The following is a 15,743-nucleotide window of genomic DNA, read 5'->3' as shown; positions in this document are numbered from 1 at the left end:
ACGGGGGGCGGGGCACGGCGAAGCGACATGGGAGCGGGAGTGACCACAAATTCCAACGGCCAGCGGGTACTCATCACCGGCGGCACGGGTTCCTTCGGCAAGACGATGGTCCGCCGCCTCCTCGACCGGGGCGTCGGCGAGGTCCGGGTGCTCAGCCGCGACGAGGCCAAGCAGGACGACATGCGCCGGCAGCTCGGCGACGACCGGGTCCGTTACCACGTCGGGGACGTGCGCGACTACGACTCGGTGCTGCGGGCCAGCCGGGGCATCGACTACATCTTCCACGCGGCGGCGCTGAAGCAGGTGCCGTCGTGCGAGTTCTTCCCGCTGGAGGCGGTGCGGACCAACGTCCTGGGCAGCGCCAACGTCGTCGAGGCGGCGGAGCGCAACGGCGTCGGCTCCGTGGTCGTGCTGAGCACCGACAAGGCCGTCCACCCGGTGAACGCGATGGGCATGAGCAAGGCCCTGATGGAGAAGGTGGCCCAGGCGCACGCCCGGAACAACCCGAACAGCGCCACCACGGTCTCCTGCGTCCGGTACGGCAACGTCATGTACTCGCGCGGCTCGGTGATCCCGCTGTTCATCGAGCAGATCAAGGCGGGCCGGGCGCCCACGGTGACCGACCCGGGGATGACCCGGTTCCTGATGTCGCTGGCCGACTCGGTCGAACTGGTCGAGCACGCCTTCCAGCACGCCCGCCCCGGCGACATCTTCATCCGCAAGGCCGCCGCCTGCACGATCGGCGACCTGGCCGAGGCGGTCTGCGAACTCTTCGACGTGCCGGCCAAGCTCGACGTGATCGGCGTACGGCACGGCGAGAAGCAGGCCGAGACGCTCGCCAGCCGGGAGGAGCTCGCCCAGGCCGACGACTTCGGCGACTTCCTCCGGGTGCCGCTGGACGCGCGCGACCTGAACTACGCGCTCTACGTGGACGAGGGCGAGCTGGGCCAGGGTCCGACCGAGGACTTCAACTCGGCCAACGCGCCGCGGATGCGCGTACCGGAGATCGTCGAGCTGCTCAAGACGTTGCCGGAGGTCCGCGCGGAGCTGGCCCTGCGGGATCCGGTGCTGGCGTGCTGAGGCTCGCGGTCACCGGGGCCGGCGGCTTCCTCGGCTGGCACGTGCGGGTGCTGCTGCGCGTGCTCGGCTGGCCGGAGCCGGTCGTCGTCACCCGCGCCGACCTGGCCGACCCGGAGCGGGTCGCCGCGAAGGTCGACGGGGCCGACCGGGTGCTGCACCTGGCCGGGGTCAACCGGGGCGAGCCGGCGGACGTGTCCGCCGGCAACGTGCAGCTCGCGGCCCAGCTCGCGCAGGGTCTCAAACACTGCGCCACCCCACCCGGCTCGGTGGTCTTCGCCAACTCGGTGCAGGCCGGCAACGGCACGCCCTACGGCGACGCGAAGGCCGCCGCCGCCGGCATCCTGGCCGACACCGGCCTGCCCGTCGACGACGTCCTGCTGCCGAACCTGTACGGCGAACACGGCCGGCCGTTCTACAACTCCGCGGTCGCGACCTTCTGCCGGCTGCTCGCCGAGGGCGGTCAGCCGGAGGTGCACGGGGACCGTGAGCTGAGTCTGGTGCACGTCACCGACGCGGCGGCCCGGCTCGTCGGCGTTCCGGCCGGGCAGTCGTGGGACCCGGCGATGCCGGCGCTGCGGATCGGCGTGCGGGACCTCGCCGACCGGCTCGCCGCCGTCGCCGCCACCTACCGGTCGGGGGAGATCCCGGCCCTGCTGGACCGGCACGACGTGCGGCTGTTCAACACGTACCGGTCGCACTGCTTCCCCGCGCACTACCCGTTGCCGCTGCCGCGCCGGGCCGACGCCCGGGGCGAGCTGGTCGAGACGGTCAAGGCGCACGGGGGAGGCGGGCAGACGTTCTGCTCCACGACCCGTCCCGGTGTCACCCGGGGGGAGCACTTCCACCTGGCCAAGATGGAGCGGTTCGTCGTGCTGCACGGCTCGGCCGAGATCAGCCTGCGCAGGGTCGGCGACAACGAGGTCGTGCGTTTCCCCGTCTCCGGCGACGAGCCGGTGCTGGTGGACATGCCCACCATGTGGGTGCACAACCTGGTCAACACCGGTCCCGACGAGCTGGTCACCATGTTCTGGACGAACGAGGTGTTCGACCCGGGCCGGCCGGACACCTGGCCCGAGCCGGTGGAACCGCCCGGGGCGGGGCAGGCGGTGGGCGGCCCGTGAAAATCGGCCTGGTCAGCCAGTGGTATCCGCCGGAAGGGGTGTTCATCCCCGGCAACCTGGCGCGCCAGCTGGCGGAGCGGGGCCACGAGGTGCGGGTGCTCACCACCTTCCCGAGCTATCCGCACGGCCGCGTCTTCCCGGGCTGGCGGCAACGCTGGCGGCACGTCGAGGCCGACGGCCCGGTCGCCGTCCGGCGCGTGCCCGCCTATCCCAGCCACGACACGTCCGCCGCCCGGCGCGCGCTGAGCCACCTCTCCTTCGGGGCCAGCAGCGCGCTGGGCGGCTTCCGTTGGTTGGCCGGCGTCGACGTCACCTACGTCTACCATCCGCCACCCACCTCGTTCGCCGCGGCGGCGATCGCCCGCCTGGCCCGGCGTACGCCGGTCGTGCTCCACGTGCAGGACCTGTGGCCGGAGTCCGTGCTGGGGTCCGGCATGGCGCCGACCGGCCGGGCCGGCCGTGCGTTGCAGCGGGGGATCGGCGCCCTGATGCGTACGACGTACCGCCTGGCCAGTGCCGTCGTGGTGATCTCGCCGGCGATGGCCGACCTGGTGGTGGCCCGCGGCGCGGACCCGGGCCGGGTGCGGGTGGTGTGGAACTGGACCGACGACGCGCTGTTCCGGCCGGTGCCGGCCACCGACGCGGCCCGCGCGGCGCTGGGCCACCGTGGACGCTGCACGGTGATGTTCGCCGGCAACATCGGCCTGTTGCAGGGCATCGAGACCGCGATCAGGGCGGCGGCCGCCGCCCGCGAGCGGGTCGACCTGGTGCTGGTCGGCTCCGGCGCGGGCGAGGACGCCGCCCGGCGGCTCGCCGCCGACCTGGGCGCCGACAACGTCCGCTTCGTGGGCCGCCGCCCTGCGGAGCAGATGGCCGAGTTGTACGCCGCCGCGGACTGGCAGCTCGTCTGCCTGCGCGATCTTCCGGCGCTGCGCGGCAGCATCCCGTCGAAGCTGCAGGCCGCGCTGGCCTGCGGCGCCCCGGTGATCGCCTCCGTGGGGGGCGACGCGGCGGCGCTGGTCCGCTCGGCCGGCGTCGGGCTCGTCGCTCCGCCCGGGGACTGGCGGGCGCTCGCCGCGCGGTTCTCCGTCGCGGCGGCCGAGTCCCCGGCGACGCGGGCCGAGTTGGGCCTGCGGGCCCGGCGCGTCTACCAGGAGCGCATGTCGCTGCGGGTGGGCGTGGACCAGTTCGAGGACATCATGAGCAAGCTGGCAGCAGAGAGAGGACGGGCATGACCCGGATCATGACGGTGGTCGGCACCCGACCGGAGATCATCCGGTTGTCCCGGGTGATCGCCCGGCTCGACGACACCGTGGACCACCTGCTGGTGCACACCGGCCAGAACTGGGACAGCACCCTCTCCGACGTCTTCTTCAAGGAGTTGCGGCTGCGCGAGCCGGACCGCTTCCTGCGCGTGGACACCTCGTCGCTCGGCCGGGTGCTGGGCGGCGTGCTGGTCGGCATGGAGACGGCGATCGCCGAGACGCGGCCGGACGCGCTGCTCGTGCTCGGCGACACCAACAGCTGCATCGCCGCGCTGATGGCCCGGCGGATGCGGGTGCCGGTCTATCACATGGAGGCCGGCAACCGATGCTTCGACCTGAACGTCCCGGAGGAGACGAACCGGCGGTTGGTCGACCACGTCGCCGACTTCAACCTGGTCTACACGGAGCACGCCCGGCGCAACCTGCTGGCCGAGGGCCTGCACCCCCGCCGGATCCTGCACACCGGCTCCCCGATGTGGGAGGTCCTGGAACACTACCGGTCGGACATCGCCGCGTCGGCGATCCTGCGCCAGCTCGACCTGGCACCCGGCCGGTACTTCGTGGTCAGCGCGCACCGCGAGGAGAACGTGGACCAGCCGGCCCGCCTGGAACGCCTGCTCGACTGCCTCCGGGCGGTCCGTGACCGGTGGGGACATCCGGTGCTGGTCTCGACGCACCCGCGCACCCGCAAGCGGTTGGAGGCGTTGGCGCCGGACGCCGCCGCCCTCGACGGGATCGCGTTCCACGAGCCGTTCGGCCTCTTCGACTACGTACACCTGCAGACCAGGGCCTACTGCACACTCTCCGACAGCGGCACGATCAGCGAGGAGGCCGCGATCCTCGGCTTCCCCGCCGTGACGCTGCGCGAGTCGATCGAGCGCCCCGAGGCGTTGGACGCCGGCGGGATCATCATGACCGGGCTCGACCCGCAGGGCGTGGTCGAGGCGGTCGAGGTCACCGTCGGACAGGTCGCCGCCCAGGGGGTGCCGTGCCCGGTCGACTACCGGGTGCCGGACACCTCCCGCCGGGTGGTCGACTTCATCCTCTCCACCGTCCGGCGGCACCACGACTGGGCGGGCATCCGCCGCTGACACGGACGACAGGGCCGGCGACCGGAACTCCGGTCGCCGGCCCTGTCGTCTCACCTGCGCCGCCCTGCGCCGCAGCCCGGCGTCGCGGTGCGAGACAGGATCCGCGCCTCGGGCCCGTGGGTTCCACCAGCACACGCGCGGACGCCGCCGGCCCGGCGGGCCGGCGGCGTCCGCGTCAGATTCCTCAGCGGGACAGCGGCACCTGCACCGAGGAGGTGTGGACCGGTCCGGCCGGGTGGCCGCAGAGCAGGGCCAGCTGCGCGGCGACCTTCTCTGCGTCGTCGTACGGGTTGAGGCCGCTGACCTCCATCGGGTCGAGGGCGGGCACCGTCACGTGCGAGACCAGCGGGTGCAGCGGCCGGGTGTCGACCTCCCCGGTGCCGAACAGGTTCTCGTGCAGCTTCTCGCCGGGCCGCAGGCCCGTGTAGACGATCGGCACGCTGCTCTCCGCCTGTTCGGCCAGCTGCCGCGCCAGGTCGGCGATGCGGACCGGCTCGCCCATGTCCAGCACCAGCGCCTCCCCGTCCCGGCCGATCTCGGCGGCCTGGAGCACCAGGTGCACCGCCTCCTGCAGCGTCATCAGGTAGCGGGTCACCTCGGGGTGGGTGACCGTGAGCGGGCGGCCCAGCTCGATCTGCCGCTGGAACGCGGTCACCACCGAACCGCGGCTGCTCAGCACGTTGCCGAAGCGGACGCTGAGGAACGTGCCGGGGAAGCGGGAGGCGGCGTGCGCGGTCAGCCGTTCGGTGATCCGCTTCGAGTAGCCGAGGACGCTTATCGGGTCGGCCGCCTTGTCGGTGGAGATGTTGACGAACCGCGCCACGTCCTGGCAGGCGTCGAGCACGGAGAGGGTGCCCCAGACGTTCGTCTTCACCGCCTCGCCGGGGTGCCGCTCCAGCAGCGTGAGGTGCTTCAGCGCGGCGGCGTGGAAGATGATCTCCGGCCGGCGCCTGCGAATGATCCGCCGGATCTCCTCGTCGTCGCGGAGGTCGGCGAGGATCAGCTCGGGACCGTCCAGCATGGCCCGCCCGGTCAGCGACATCTGCAGGCCGTGCAGGGCCGACTCGTCGCGGTCGAGCATCATCAGCTCGCCCGGGTCGGCCTTCATCAGCTGCCGGCACAGCTCCGAGCCGATGGAGCCGCCGGCGCCGGTGACGAGGATCCGCCGACCCGTGAGGCCGTTGGTCCGCACCTGCATGTCCGCCACCACCTGCCGGCGCCCCAACAGGTCGCCGATCTGCACGTCGCGGATGTCGGTGACGGTGATCCGGTGGTCGACGAGGTCCCCGACCGGCGGCAGCACCTTGAACGCCGCGCCGGTCTGCAGCGTCGCCTCCCGGATGTGCCGGATCAGCGCGGCGTCGGCGTTCGCGACGGAGAAGATCACCGTCGTCGCTCCGGTGCGCCGGACGGCCTCCGCGACGTCCCGGCGGCCGCCGAGCACGCGTACGCCGCCGATGCGCAGATCCCGCTTGTCCGGGTCGTCGTCGAGGGCGCCCACCGGCCGGTACCGCCCGCGCGGGTCGCTGAGCATGGCCCGCAGCAGCCCCTGCCCGGCGTCGCCGAGCCCGAACAGCAGCACCGGGTTCGAGGAGCGGACGTCCGGTCGCATGGCGAGGTCGCGGCGGTGCCGGTAGGTGAACCGGGCCGTGAGCATGAAGAGCAGTGCCAGGGCGCCCCCGACCAGCGGCGTGCTCGCCGGCACCGGCCGTTCGTCGGCCGGCAGCAGCCCGATCAGCAGGATCATGGCGGTGGTGGCGGCGGTGCCGGCCACCCCCTGCACCTCCTGGAGGCTGCCCAGCGGATGGCGTCCGGAGTAGATCCGGCGCACCGCCGCCACGGCCACGTGCACGACGGCCGCGAGGAAGCCGCAGGCGGCGGCGCGCGCGAGCTGGCCGGCCGTCAGGCCGAACTCGTAACGGAAGCAGACCGCGGCGACGAACCCGCCGATCCAGGCGGTGCTGTCGGTGGCGAGAAATCCGATGGTGCGGCGGCGCGCCCTGGCCCGGCGTGACCCCTGCTCGCTGAGTCTGCTGGTCTCTGTCTCCGGCGGCATCTGTGCTCCCCTGTCCGTCTCCGACCGCTTCCGCCCGGGGCGGAAGGAGCATTGAGCTCCTCTAGTTGATACATGCATAAAAGCGATGTTTGGGAGTTTTCGGGTTTGATGACCGAATTTTTGAGCCGAGTCGCCGAGGCGGCGTCGGGTCAACGGGCCGGTACGCCCTTGACGACGACGCCGTCCGGCACGTCCCGCACCACGCAGGCACCCGCCCCGACCGTGCTGTCCCGCCCCACCCGCAGCCCCTGCAGCACGGCCGCCGTCGTGCCGACGAGCGCCCCCTCCGCCAGGTGGCAGTCGCCGGAGACGGCGGCGAGCGGGTTCACCGACACGAAGTCGTCGAGGACGCAGTCGTGCCCCACGGTGGCGTTCTGGTTGAGGTGCACGTGCCGCCCGACGGTGACGTTCGTGGTGACGCGGGCCCCGGCGAAGGCGACGAAGCCGGGGCCGTACACGGTGTCCGGCCCGACCGTCGCCGCCGGATGCGCCAGGCTCGCCGCCGGCACCCCGTACGCGTTGACGCGCCCGGCGACGGCACGCCGGACGCGGGGATCACCGATGCCGATGACGTGGTGCGTGTCCGGGGGCGCGTCGCGCAGCCAGGCGACCCCGCCGAGGTAGGCGACGTCCAGCCGCTGCACCCGCTTCAGGTTCTCCTCCGACGGGCGGTCGTCGACGAAACCGAGCAGGCGCCAGCGCCGCCGGCCGGCCGCGGCGTCCATCGCGCGGGCGATCGCGAGGACCTCCCGGCCGTGGCCGCCGCAGCCGACGACCACCAGGGGGACCGTCACGCCGTCACGCTCCCGTCCGTGCCGTCAGGAACTCGTCGACGGCGGCGAGGACGTGGCCGATCTGCGCCTCGGTGAGGACGCTGCCGCTGGGCAGGGCGAGCCCGTCGGCGAACAACCGCTCGGCCGCGCCCGTGACGAGGCGCTCGGCGTCGGCGTACGCGGGCTGCAGGTGCATCGGCTTCCACACCGGGCGGGTCTCGATGTCCCGCGCCGCCAGGTGCGTCGCCAGGTCGGCGGCCGACCACCCGGACCGCTCCGGGTCGACCACGATGGTCGTCAGCCAGCAGTTGGACTCCGCGTCCTCCGCGCCGAGCAGCCGCACGCCGGGGACCGGGGCGAAGAGCTTGGCGTACCGGTCGCGGAGCTGCCGCCGCCGGGCGATCATCCCGTCCAGCCGGACGAGTTGGGCACGCCCCAGCGCGGCGAGCAGGTTGCTCAGCCGGTAGTTGTAGCCCGTCTCGCGGTGCTCGTAGTGCGGCGTCGGTTCGCGCGCCTGGGTCGAGAGGTGCCGGGCCCGGGCCAGCAGGGCCGTGTCGTCGGAGACGAGCATCCCGCCGCCCGACGTGGTCATGATCTTGTTGCCGTTGAAGGAGAGGATGCCCGCCTGCCCGAAGGAGCCGGCGGGTCGGCCGCGATGGGTCGCGCCGAGGGCCTCGGCGGCGTCCTCGACGACCGGAACGCCGGCCGACGCGCAGACCGGCACCAGCGCGGTGTAGTCGACGCAGCTGCCGAAAAGGTCGACCGGCACCACCGCCCCGACGCGCTCGCCGCGGGACGTCAGGCGCCGGATCAGCTCCGCCACGAGGCCGACGTCGACGTTGCCGGTCTGCGGGTCGCAGTCGACGAAGACCGGCCGGGCGTCGGTGTACCGGACCGCGTTGGCGGTGGCCACGAAGGTCAGCGTCGGGACGACGACGACGTCGCCGGGCCGGACCCCCACCCCGAGCAGCGCCAGGTGGAGACCGGCCGTGCCGGAGCTGACCGCCACCGCCCCCCGGGTGCCCGCCCGCGCGGCGACCTCCCGCTCGAACGCGTCGAGGTCCGGCCCGACCGGCGCCACCCAGCCCGACCGCAGGGCGGCGATCAGGTACGACTCCTCCAGCGGCCCGACGTCCGGCGCGGAGAGGTGGATCGTGCGGCTCATCGGCCACCTCCGGTCGGGACCGCCGCGCCGGCCTCCGGCCGCACCCCGGTAGCCGCCACCAGCGACGGCGTGCCGAGGAACTCCGGTGCGGTGGCGGAACCCGTCGCGGAGATCCCCTCGCGGCGCAGCACGGTGCGTACCGTCGCGGCCAGGATCGACAGGTCCAGGCGCAGGCTGCGGTTGTCGACGTACCAGACGTCGAGGTCGAGTTTCTCCTCCCAGCTCAGGCTGTTGCGTCCGCGCACCTGGGCCAGCCCGGTGACACCCGGCCTGACCTCGTGCCGTCGGGCCTGCGTGGGGGAGTAGCGCGGCAGGTACGCGGTGAGCAGCGGTCGGGGGCCGACGAGGCTCATGTCGCCGCGCAGGACGTTCCAGAGGGTCGGCAGCTCGTCCAGGCTGGTGGAGCGCAGGAAGCGTCCCAGCGGGGTCAGGCGGTCCCCGTCCCGCAGCAGCCCCCGCCCCGGATCGGGCGGCAGCATGGTGCGGAACTTGACCAGCTCGAACACGTCGCCGTGCTGCCCGGCCCGGGCCTGCCGGAACAGCACCGGGCGGCCGAGGCCCACCGCCACCACGGCAGCCACCAGGAGCATCAGCGGCGCGCTCAGCACCAGCAGCACGAGGGCTGCCGCCAGGTCGACCGCTCGCTTGAGGCCGTCCGTTCGGGTACGCCGCGCCGCACCTTCGCGGGCGTTGATGGGACCAGGCACGGCGTCGACCTCCAGCGAAGACCAGTCACGATGCGACAAAAAGGTTGTAGCAGGTACGAGCGTTTCATAAGGCTTGAATCGCGACACGGGGCGTTGATCCCGACAGGTCAAACCGCAAAACGGCCCGCGAGGACGCGGGCCGACCGCCAGGACGTGACCCTTCGGCTCCCCGCCGTCGGCAGTAGAGTGCTCGACGGCCGAAGCGAGGGGGAGGCCGTGCTGCACCTGAGGGTGATCGCTCCACCGGACCAGTCCGCCGCCGTCGCCGACCTACTGGCCGCCGACCCGGGGGTGACCCACCTGGCCGTGCTCGCCGGCGCCGCCCGCCAGCCGCAGGGTGACCTCATCCTCTGCGACGTGGTCCGGGAGAGTGCCGACAGTGTGCTGCGCGATCTGCGGCAGCTCGGCGTGGAGGCGCGCGGCGCCATCGCGGCCGACGACGTGGAGCTGACCATCTCCTCCGCGGCGGACCGGGCGGCGCGGCGGGCACCCGGCAGCGGCGCCGACGCGGTTGTCTGGGACGAGATCGCCGCCAAGACCGGCGAGCAGACCGAGCTGTCCGCCACCTACCTCGTGCTGATCACCGTCGCCACCATGCTGGCCGGCATCGGGGTGCTGCTCGACCAGCCGATCCTCATCGTCGGCGCGATGGTCGTCGGGCCGGAGTTCGGTCCCCTGGCCGCCCTCTGCGTGGCACTGCTGCGCCGCAAGGCGTCGATCATCGTTCGCTCGGTGCAGGCCCTGGTGGTCGGGTTCCTCGCCGCCATGGTGGTCACCGTGCTCAGCACCTGGGCGCTGACCGCCGCTGGCCTGGTCGACCGCGGGATGCTGCTGGCCGAGCGCCCGCTCACCGACTTCATCTGGCGACCGGACGCGCTCTCCTGGGTCGTCGGTCTGCTCGCCGGCGCGGCCGGCATGCTGTCGCTGACGTCGAAGAAGTCCGGCAGCCTGGTCGGGGTGCTGATCTCGGTGACCACCGTCCCGGCCGCCGCGAACGTCGCCGTCGCCGCCGCGTACGGCGTCTGGCACGAGGCGGCCGGCTCCGCCCTCCAGTTGGTCGTCAACCTCTGCGCGATCGTGCTCGCCGGGCTGGTCACGCTGCTGGTGCAGCAGTCGTGGTGGTGGTACCTGGCCCGTCGCAGTCCCACGGGCGCCGGGCGCTGACCCCGGTCAGGCCCCGTCGTCGCCGTCGAGCCGACGGGCCAGCAGGGCGCGCAGCGGGATCGACTCGCCGTCGCGACCGCCCGCGCCGACGACCAGCGGTGCCGGGCTGGGCTGCGGCTCGGCCCCGAGCAGCCGGGCGCGCAGCCCGCCCGGCACGGTCAGCAGGTGGAACCGCCCGTCGGTGTCGACCGCCCGGGTCCGAGCCCGGTCGACGTACCAGCCGCGCAGCCGCGTCCGATAGCGGCCGCGACCGTCGTACGCCCGGGCGGTGAGCCGTTCCGTGGGCAGCCCGCGCCGGGTCGCCTCGGCGACGAACCAGGCGACGAGTTCCGCCGCCTCGGCCTGCTCGGCCGCCCGACGGCGCTCGTCGGCGGCCGCGTGCGCCCGCACCGCCCGTCGCTGCCGTTCCCGCCACTGTCGGCCGTCGCCCTCGTCCACGACCGCGACGGTACGCCCCGCACCCGCCACCGGAAACGTGCGGCGGTCTCCTCACGGCTCCGACCGTGCACGGTCGACCGCCGCACCCGGTCGGATGCGTCGCCCGCGTCCGACGCGGGCCGGTTGCTGCGGTCGGTCGACGGGCGGTCGCTCTGTCGGGTCGAGGGGCGGCTAGCTCCGACCCGCCGAGGGATGGCCCGATCCGTGAGCGGTGGTGGCGGGCGTGCCTGTCGCGTAGGCGGTGGTGGCGGGCGTGCCTGTCGCGTAGGCGGTGGTGGCGGGCGTGCCTGCCGCGTAGGCGGTGGTGGCGGGCGTGCCTGCCGCGCAGGCGATGGTGCGGGCGTGCCGTCCCCGCAAGCTGTGGTGCTCGGCGTGCCGCGGGCGGGAAGCTCGAATGATGCTTTCGAGCTGAATCGTTTGCGACATCAGGGTGGCGGCCGGGCTCGTCGCTGCCTGAATCGTCTACGACATCAGCTCGAAAGCGTCCCTGCGTGTGCACCCCTTCCGGCCCGCCGACGAACAACGGCCCTGACAGGCGACCGGGATCGCCTCAGAACGCCAGGACGCCAGGACGCCAGAACGCGCCCGAGCCTCCGAACGCCAGAATGTGTGGGCGCCAGAACGCCAGACGGAGCGCCGCCGTGGCCAGGCCCGCCCGGCACCGACCCGAACCGCGTACGGATCGGGTCGGTGCCGGGCGGGTGTCAGGCCAGTCCGGCCCGACGCAGCGCGTCTGCCATGGCGTCGTTCGCCGGCCCCGCTCCGCCGCGGCCCTGTCGCGCCGCCCCGCCGCGCCCGCCGCCCTGCCCGCCCTGACCGCCGCGCCCGCCGGCCTGGGCACCCCGGCCACGTCCGCCGCCGTGCCCCGACTGGCCGCCCTGCCCGCGACCGCCACCGGGAGCGCCCTGACCGCCGCGCCCCGCGCCCGCCTCCGCGTCGTCCTCGAGGCGGAGGGTGAGCGAGATCCGCTTGCGGGGTACGTCGACGTCGAGCACCTTGACCTTCACCACGTCGCCGGACTTGACCACCTCGCGCGGGTCCTTGACGAAGGTCCGGGACATGGCCGAGACGTGCACGAGGCCGTCCTGGTGCACCCCGACGTCCACGAACGCGCCGAACGCGGCCACGTTGGTGACCACGCCCTCCAGCACCATGCCCGGCGTCAGGTCGCTGATCTTCTCCACGCCCTCGACGAAGGTGGCGGTGCGGAACTCCGGCCGCGGGTCGCGGCCCGGCTTCTCCAGCTCGGCGATGATGTCCGTGACGGTGGGCAGGCCGAAGGTGTCGTCGACGAAGTCGGTGGCACGCAGCCCGCGCAGGATGGTGCTCTTGCCGATGAGCGAGCGCACGTCCTGCCCGGTGCTGGCGAGGATCCGGCGCACCACCGGGTACGCCTCCGGGTGCACGCTGGAGGAATCCAGCGGGTCGTCGCCGCCCGGGATGCGCAGGAAGCCCGCGCACTGCTCGAACGCCTTCGGCCCGAGCCGGGAGACCTTCTTCAGTTCGGCCCGGGTGCGGAACGGCCCGTTGGCGTCGCGGTGCAGCACGATGTTCTCCGCCAGCCCGGCGCCGATGCCCGACACCCGGGTCAGCAGCGGCGCGGAGGCGGTGTTGACGTCGACTCCGACCGCGTTGACGCAGTCCTCGACCACCGCGTCCAGCGACCGGGAGAGCTTCACCTCGGACAGGTCGTGCTGGTACTGGCCGACGCCGATCGAGCGCGGGTCGATCTTGACCAGCTCGGCGAGCGGGTCCTGCAGGCGGCGCGCGATGGAGACCGCCCCGCGCAGCGAGACGTCCAGCCCGGGCAGCTCCTGCGACGCGTACGCGGAGGCGGAGTAGACCGACGCGCCTGCCTCGGAGACCACCACCTTCGTCAGGTTGAGCTGCGGGTACCGCTTGATCAGCTCGCCGGCCAGCTTGTCGGTCTCCCGACTGGCGGTGCCGTTGCCGATGGCGACCAGCTCGACGCCGTGCGCCCCGGCCAGCCGGGCGAGGGTCTCGATCGAGGCGTCCCACTGCCGGCGCGGCTCGTGCGGGTAGATCGTGTCGGTGGCGACCACCTTGCCGGTGGCGTCCACGACGGCGACCTTCACCCCCGTACGCAGGCCCGGGTCCAGCCCCATCGTGGGCCGGGCGCCGGCCGGCGCGGCGAGCAGCAGGTCCCGCAGGTTGGTGGCGAAGACCCGGACCGCCTCCTCCTCGGCCGCCTGCCACAGCCGCATCCGCAGGTCGGCGCCGAGGTGGATGAGGATCCGGGTGCGCCACGCCCAGCGCACCGTGTCGGCCAGCCACCGGTCGGCCGGCCGCCCCTGGTCGGTGATGCCGAAACGGCTGGCGATCGCCGCCTCGTAGCGGCTGGGGCCGGCGGGGGCGGCGTCGGCCTCGCCGGCCTCCTCGGGCTCCATCGTCAGGTCGAGCACGCCCTCCTTCTCGCCCCGGAACATGGCCAGGATGCGGTGCGAGGGCAGCTTCGGGTAAGGCTCGGCGAAGTCGAAGTAGTCGGCGAACTTCGCGCCCGCCGCCTCCTGCCCGTCGCGTACGCGGGAGACCAGCCGGCCCCGCGACCACATCTGCTCGCGCAGCGTGCCGATCAGGTCGGCGTCCTCGGCGAACCGCTCGATGAGGATGGCGCGGGCGCCCTCCAGGGCGGCGGCGGGATCGGCGACGCCCCGGTCCGCGTCCACGAAGCCGGCGGCGGCCTGGCGCGGGTCCTGCCCCGGGTCGGCCAGCAGCGACTCGGCGAGCGGCTCCAGCCCGGCCTCGCGGGCGATCTGCGCCCGCGTCCGACGCTTGGGCTTGTAGGGCAGGTAGATGTCCTCCAGGCGGGACTTCGACTCGGCCGCCATGATCTGCGCTTCCAGGGCCTCGTCGAGCTTGCCCTGGCCGCGGATCGACTCCAGCACCGCCGCGCGCCGCTCGTCCAGCTCGCGCAGGTAGCGCAGCCGCTCCTCCAGGGTGCGCAGCTGGGTGTCGTCGAGCAGGCCGGTGGCCTCCTTGCGGTACCGGGCGATGAACGGCACGGTGGCGCCGCCGTCGAGCAGCTCGACGGCCGCCCGTACCTGACGCTCGGCGACGCCGAGTTCCTCGGCGATCCGCTGATGAACAGAGAGGGTCACGATCTCGATCCGCCTTCGGTGTGGGTTCCGCCGTGCATTCTGCCGGCCCGCACCGACGCCCGTCGCCGCCCCCGCCCCGGCGCGCCGGATGTTAAGGAAGGGCACTCGTCGTCGCCGCAGGTGGGCGGAGGGACCCTTGCCCCGCCTCGCCCGCGACGTCGCGGCTGCGGAAGCGGCGGGCGTGCGCCGTCCCGGCCCGCACTGCGCTAGCGTGGCGATCATGGAACCTCCCGCGGACCCGCGGGCCCGGCGGCTCTTCGGCGGCAGCGCCCGGGCCCTCGGCGACCTCGCCGCCAGCCCCTTCCGGGCCGACCGGGACCGGATCGTGGCCTCGCCGTTCTTCGCCCGGCTCAACGGCGTGACCCAGGTGGTCAGCCCCGGCGGCTCCGGCCTGCTGGTGCACAACCGGCTGACGCACAGCCTCAAGGTCGCCCAGGTGGCCCGGGCGATCGCCGAGCGGCTCACCGCCGACGGCGAGCACGGCGACCTGCTGGAGAAACTGGGCGGCTGCGACCCGGACGTGGTGGAGGCCGCCGCCCTCGCGCACGACCTCGGCCACCCGCCGTTCGGGCACCTGGGGGAGCGGGTGCTCGACCGGCTGGCCCGGCAGCGGCTGGGACTCACCGACGGATTCGAGGGCAACGCCCAGTCGTACCGCATCGTCACCAGCACCGAGATCCGCGGCGCGGCGACCACCGGCCTGGACCTGACGGCGGCGGTCCGCGCGGCCATGCTGAAGTATCCCTGGACGCGGCTGGACCACCCCGACCCGCACCCCCGGCTGATGGACCCGCCGCCGCGCGGTGCCACCCCGCCACCGGACGACCCGGGCAGCGGCTCGTCGAAGTTCGGGGCGTACCGGACTGAGGTCGACGACCTGCGGCAGGCCCGGGAGCCGTTCGTCGGCCGGATCCCGGACTGGCAGCAGACCGTCGAGGCGTCGGTGATGGACACCGCCGACGACATCGCGTACGCGATCCACGACGTGGAGGACTTCTACCGCGTCGGGGTGCTCCAGCAGGGCGCGGTGGCCGCCGAGCTGATGGCGTGGCAGCGCGAGAGCGGGCACTACCGGGCCATCACCGACGCCGCGCTGGCCGCTGCGGCTCGCCGGCCCGGGTCGGCGATCGAGCGGCTGCGTCGGCAGCTGCACCGCAAGGACGCCTGGGTCGCCGACGACGAGGCGTTCGCCGCCGCCGTCGAGCACGTCCGCGAGGAGCTGGTGGAGGGGCTGCTGGCCATGCCCTTCGACGGCTCCATCGAGGCGGAGCAGTACGTGGCCCGCTTCTCGGCCCGCTGGACCACCCGGTTCGTCGACGCGATCACGGTGGTCGAGCGGCCGTCGGTGCGTTCCGGCCACGTGCTGCTCGCCCCGGCCCAGTGGCACGAGGTGCAGGTGCTCAAGTTCGTCCACCACCGCTTCGTGCTGGCCCGGCCGGACCTGGCCCTGCACCAGCGCGGGCAGGCCCGGCTGCTGGGCACCCTGGTCGAGGCGCTGCTGGACTGGCTGCTCGACCCGGAGGAGGAGTCCCGGCTGCCGCGCCGCCTGCACGACCTGGTCGAGCTGGCCGAGGCGGAGCTGCACCCGCGTACGCCGGACCGGATCGGCAGGGCCCGCGGCCGGGCGATCGTCGACTTCGTCGCCCAGCTCACCGACGGCCAGGCGGTCGCCATGCTCGACTCCCTGTCGGGCCGTTCCGGCGCGCTCTGGACCGACGCCTTCGTACTGTGACCGCAGGGCCCTGCCGCCACCGCGGGCGTCGA

The 15,743-nt window shown here is 73.7% G+C and carries 12 protein-coding genes; 6 read left to right on the top strand and 6 right to left on the bottom strand.

Annotated features, from left to right (window positions below):
* Window positions 1-39: 39 nt before the first annotated feature.
* Genes GA0070606_RS06430 through wecB form a run of 4 tightly spaced genes read left to right on the top strand, consistent with a single transcriptional unit; the run spans window position 40 to window position 4,557 of the window.
* Complete coding sequence (locus GA0070606_RS06430; protein WP_281190603.1) at window positions 40-1,080, top strand: SDR family NAD(P)-dependent oxidoreductase; 1,041 nt, start codon at window positions 40-42, stop codon at window positions 1,078-1,080.
* Window positions 1,074-2,201: a polysaccharide biosynthesis C-terminal domain-containing protein gene (locus GA0070606_RS06425; protein WP_091095941.1), complete on the top strand. Its 1,128-nt coding sequence runs from the start codon at window positions 1,074-1,076 to the stop codon at window positions 2,199-2,201. The genes GA0070606_RS06430 and GA0070606_RS06425 overlap by 7 nt, the downstream gene beginning before the upstream one ends.
* The gene (locus GA0070606_RS06420) at window positions 2,198-3,436 is read left to right on the top strand and encodes a glycosyltransferase family 4 protein (protein ID WP_091095939.1); all 1,239 of its coding nucleotides are present in this window, start codon (window positions 2,198-2,200) and stop codon (window positions 3,434-3,436) included. The genes GA0070606_RS06425 and GA0070606_RS06420 overlap by 4 nt, the downstream gene beginning before the upstream one ends.
* Window positions 3,433-4,557: a non-hydrolyzing UDP-N-acetylglucosamine 2-epimerase gene (wecB, locus tag GA0070606_RS06415; RefSeq protein ID WP_091095937.1), complete on the top strand. Its 1,125-nt coding sequence runs from the start codon at window positions 3,433-3,435 to the stop codon at window positions 4,555-4,557. Before GA0070606_RS06420 ends, wecB begins: the two co-directional genes overlap by 4 nt.
* A 184-nt stretch (window positions 4,558-4,741) precedes the next feature.
* On the opposite strand, the gene GA0070606_RS06410 is transcribed toward wecB, so the two are convergent.
* The 4 genes from GA0070606_RS06410 to GA0070606_RS06395 all read right to left on the bottom strand — a co-directional run bounded on the left by GA0070606_RS06410 (window position 4,742) and on the right by GA0070606_RS06395 (window position 9,258).
* The gene (locus tag GA0070606_RS06410) at window positions 4,742-6,613 is read right to left on the bottom strand and encodes a polysaccharide biosynthesis protein (RefSeq protein ID WP_091095935.1); all 1,872 of its coding nucleotides are present in this window, start codon (window positions 6,611-6,613) and stop codon (window positions 4,742-4,744) included.
* A gap of 149 nt (window positions 6,614-6,762) precedes the next feature.
* Window positions 6,763-7,407, bottom strand: a complete 645-nt coding sequence (locus GA0070606_RS06405; RefSeq protein WP_091095933.1) for an acetyltransferase — start codon at window positions 7,405-7,407, stop codon at window positions 6,763-6,765.
* 4 nt (window positions 7,408-7,411) lie between these two features.
* Window positions 7,412-8,551 (bottom strand): DegT/DnrJ/EryC1/StrS family aminotransferase, encoded by a 1,140-nt coding sequence (locus GA0070606_RS06400; RefSeq protein ID WP_091095932.1) that lies wholly within the window; start codon window positions 8,549-8,551, stop codon window positions 7,412-7,414.
* On the bottom strand, window positions 8,548-9,258 hold the full coding sequence (locus GA0070606_RS06395) for a sugar transferase (RefSeq protein WP_281190602.1): 711 nt from the start codon (window positions 9,256-9,258) through the stop codon (window positions 8,548-8,550). Before GA0070606_RS06395 ends, GA0070606_RS06400 begins: the two co-directional genes overlap by 4 nt.
* Before the next feature lie 216 nt (window positions 9,259-9,474).
* On the opposite strand from GA0070606_RS06395, the gene GA0070606_RS06390 reads away from it, so the two are divergent.
* Window positions 9,475-10,422, top strand: a complete 948-nt coding sequence (locus GA0070606_RS06390; RefSeq protein ID WP_091107376.1) for a DUF389 domain-containing protein — start codon at window positions 9,475-9,477, stop codon at window positions 10,420-10,422.
* A 6-nt stretch (window positions 10,423-10,428) separates the two neighbouring features.
* Here GA0070606_RS06390 and GA0070606_RS06385 read toward each other — a convergent pair whose 3' ends face one another.
* Complete coding sequence (locus GA0070606_RS06385) at window positions 10,429-10,860, bottom strand: hypothetical protein (protein ID WP_091107374.1); 432 nt, start codon at window positions 10,858-10,860, stop codon at window positions 10,429-10,431.
* Between the two features lie 704 nt (window positions 10,861-11,564).
* Window positions 11,565-13,979: a Tex family protein gene (locus tag GA0070606_RS06375; protein ID WP_245724586.1), complete on the bottom strand. Its 2,415-nt coding sequence runs from the start codon at window positions 13,977-13,979 to the stop codon at window positions 11,565-11,567.
* A gap of 220 nt (window positions 13,980-14,199) precedes the next feature.
* Between GA0070606_RS06375 and GA0070606_RS06370 the strand changes: the two genes are divergently transcribed.
* On the top strand, window positions 14,200-15,711 hold the full coding sequence (locus GA0070606_RS06370) for a deoxyguanosinetriphosphate triphosphohydrolase family protein (protein ID WP_091107370.1): 1,512 nt from the start codon (window positions 14,200-14,202) through the stop codon (window positions 15,709-15,711).
* The last annotated feature ends 32 nt before the right edge of the window (window positions 15,712-15,743 follow it).

Source organism: Micromonospora citrea (genome assembly GCF_900090315.1).
GTDB classification, from domain to species: Bacteria; Actinomycetota; Actinomycetes; order Mycobacteriales; family Micromonosporaceae; genus Micromonospora; species Micromonospora citrea.
This window is presented reverse-complemented; position numbering and strand designations above follow the sequence as displayed.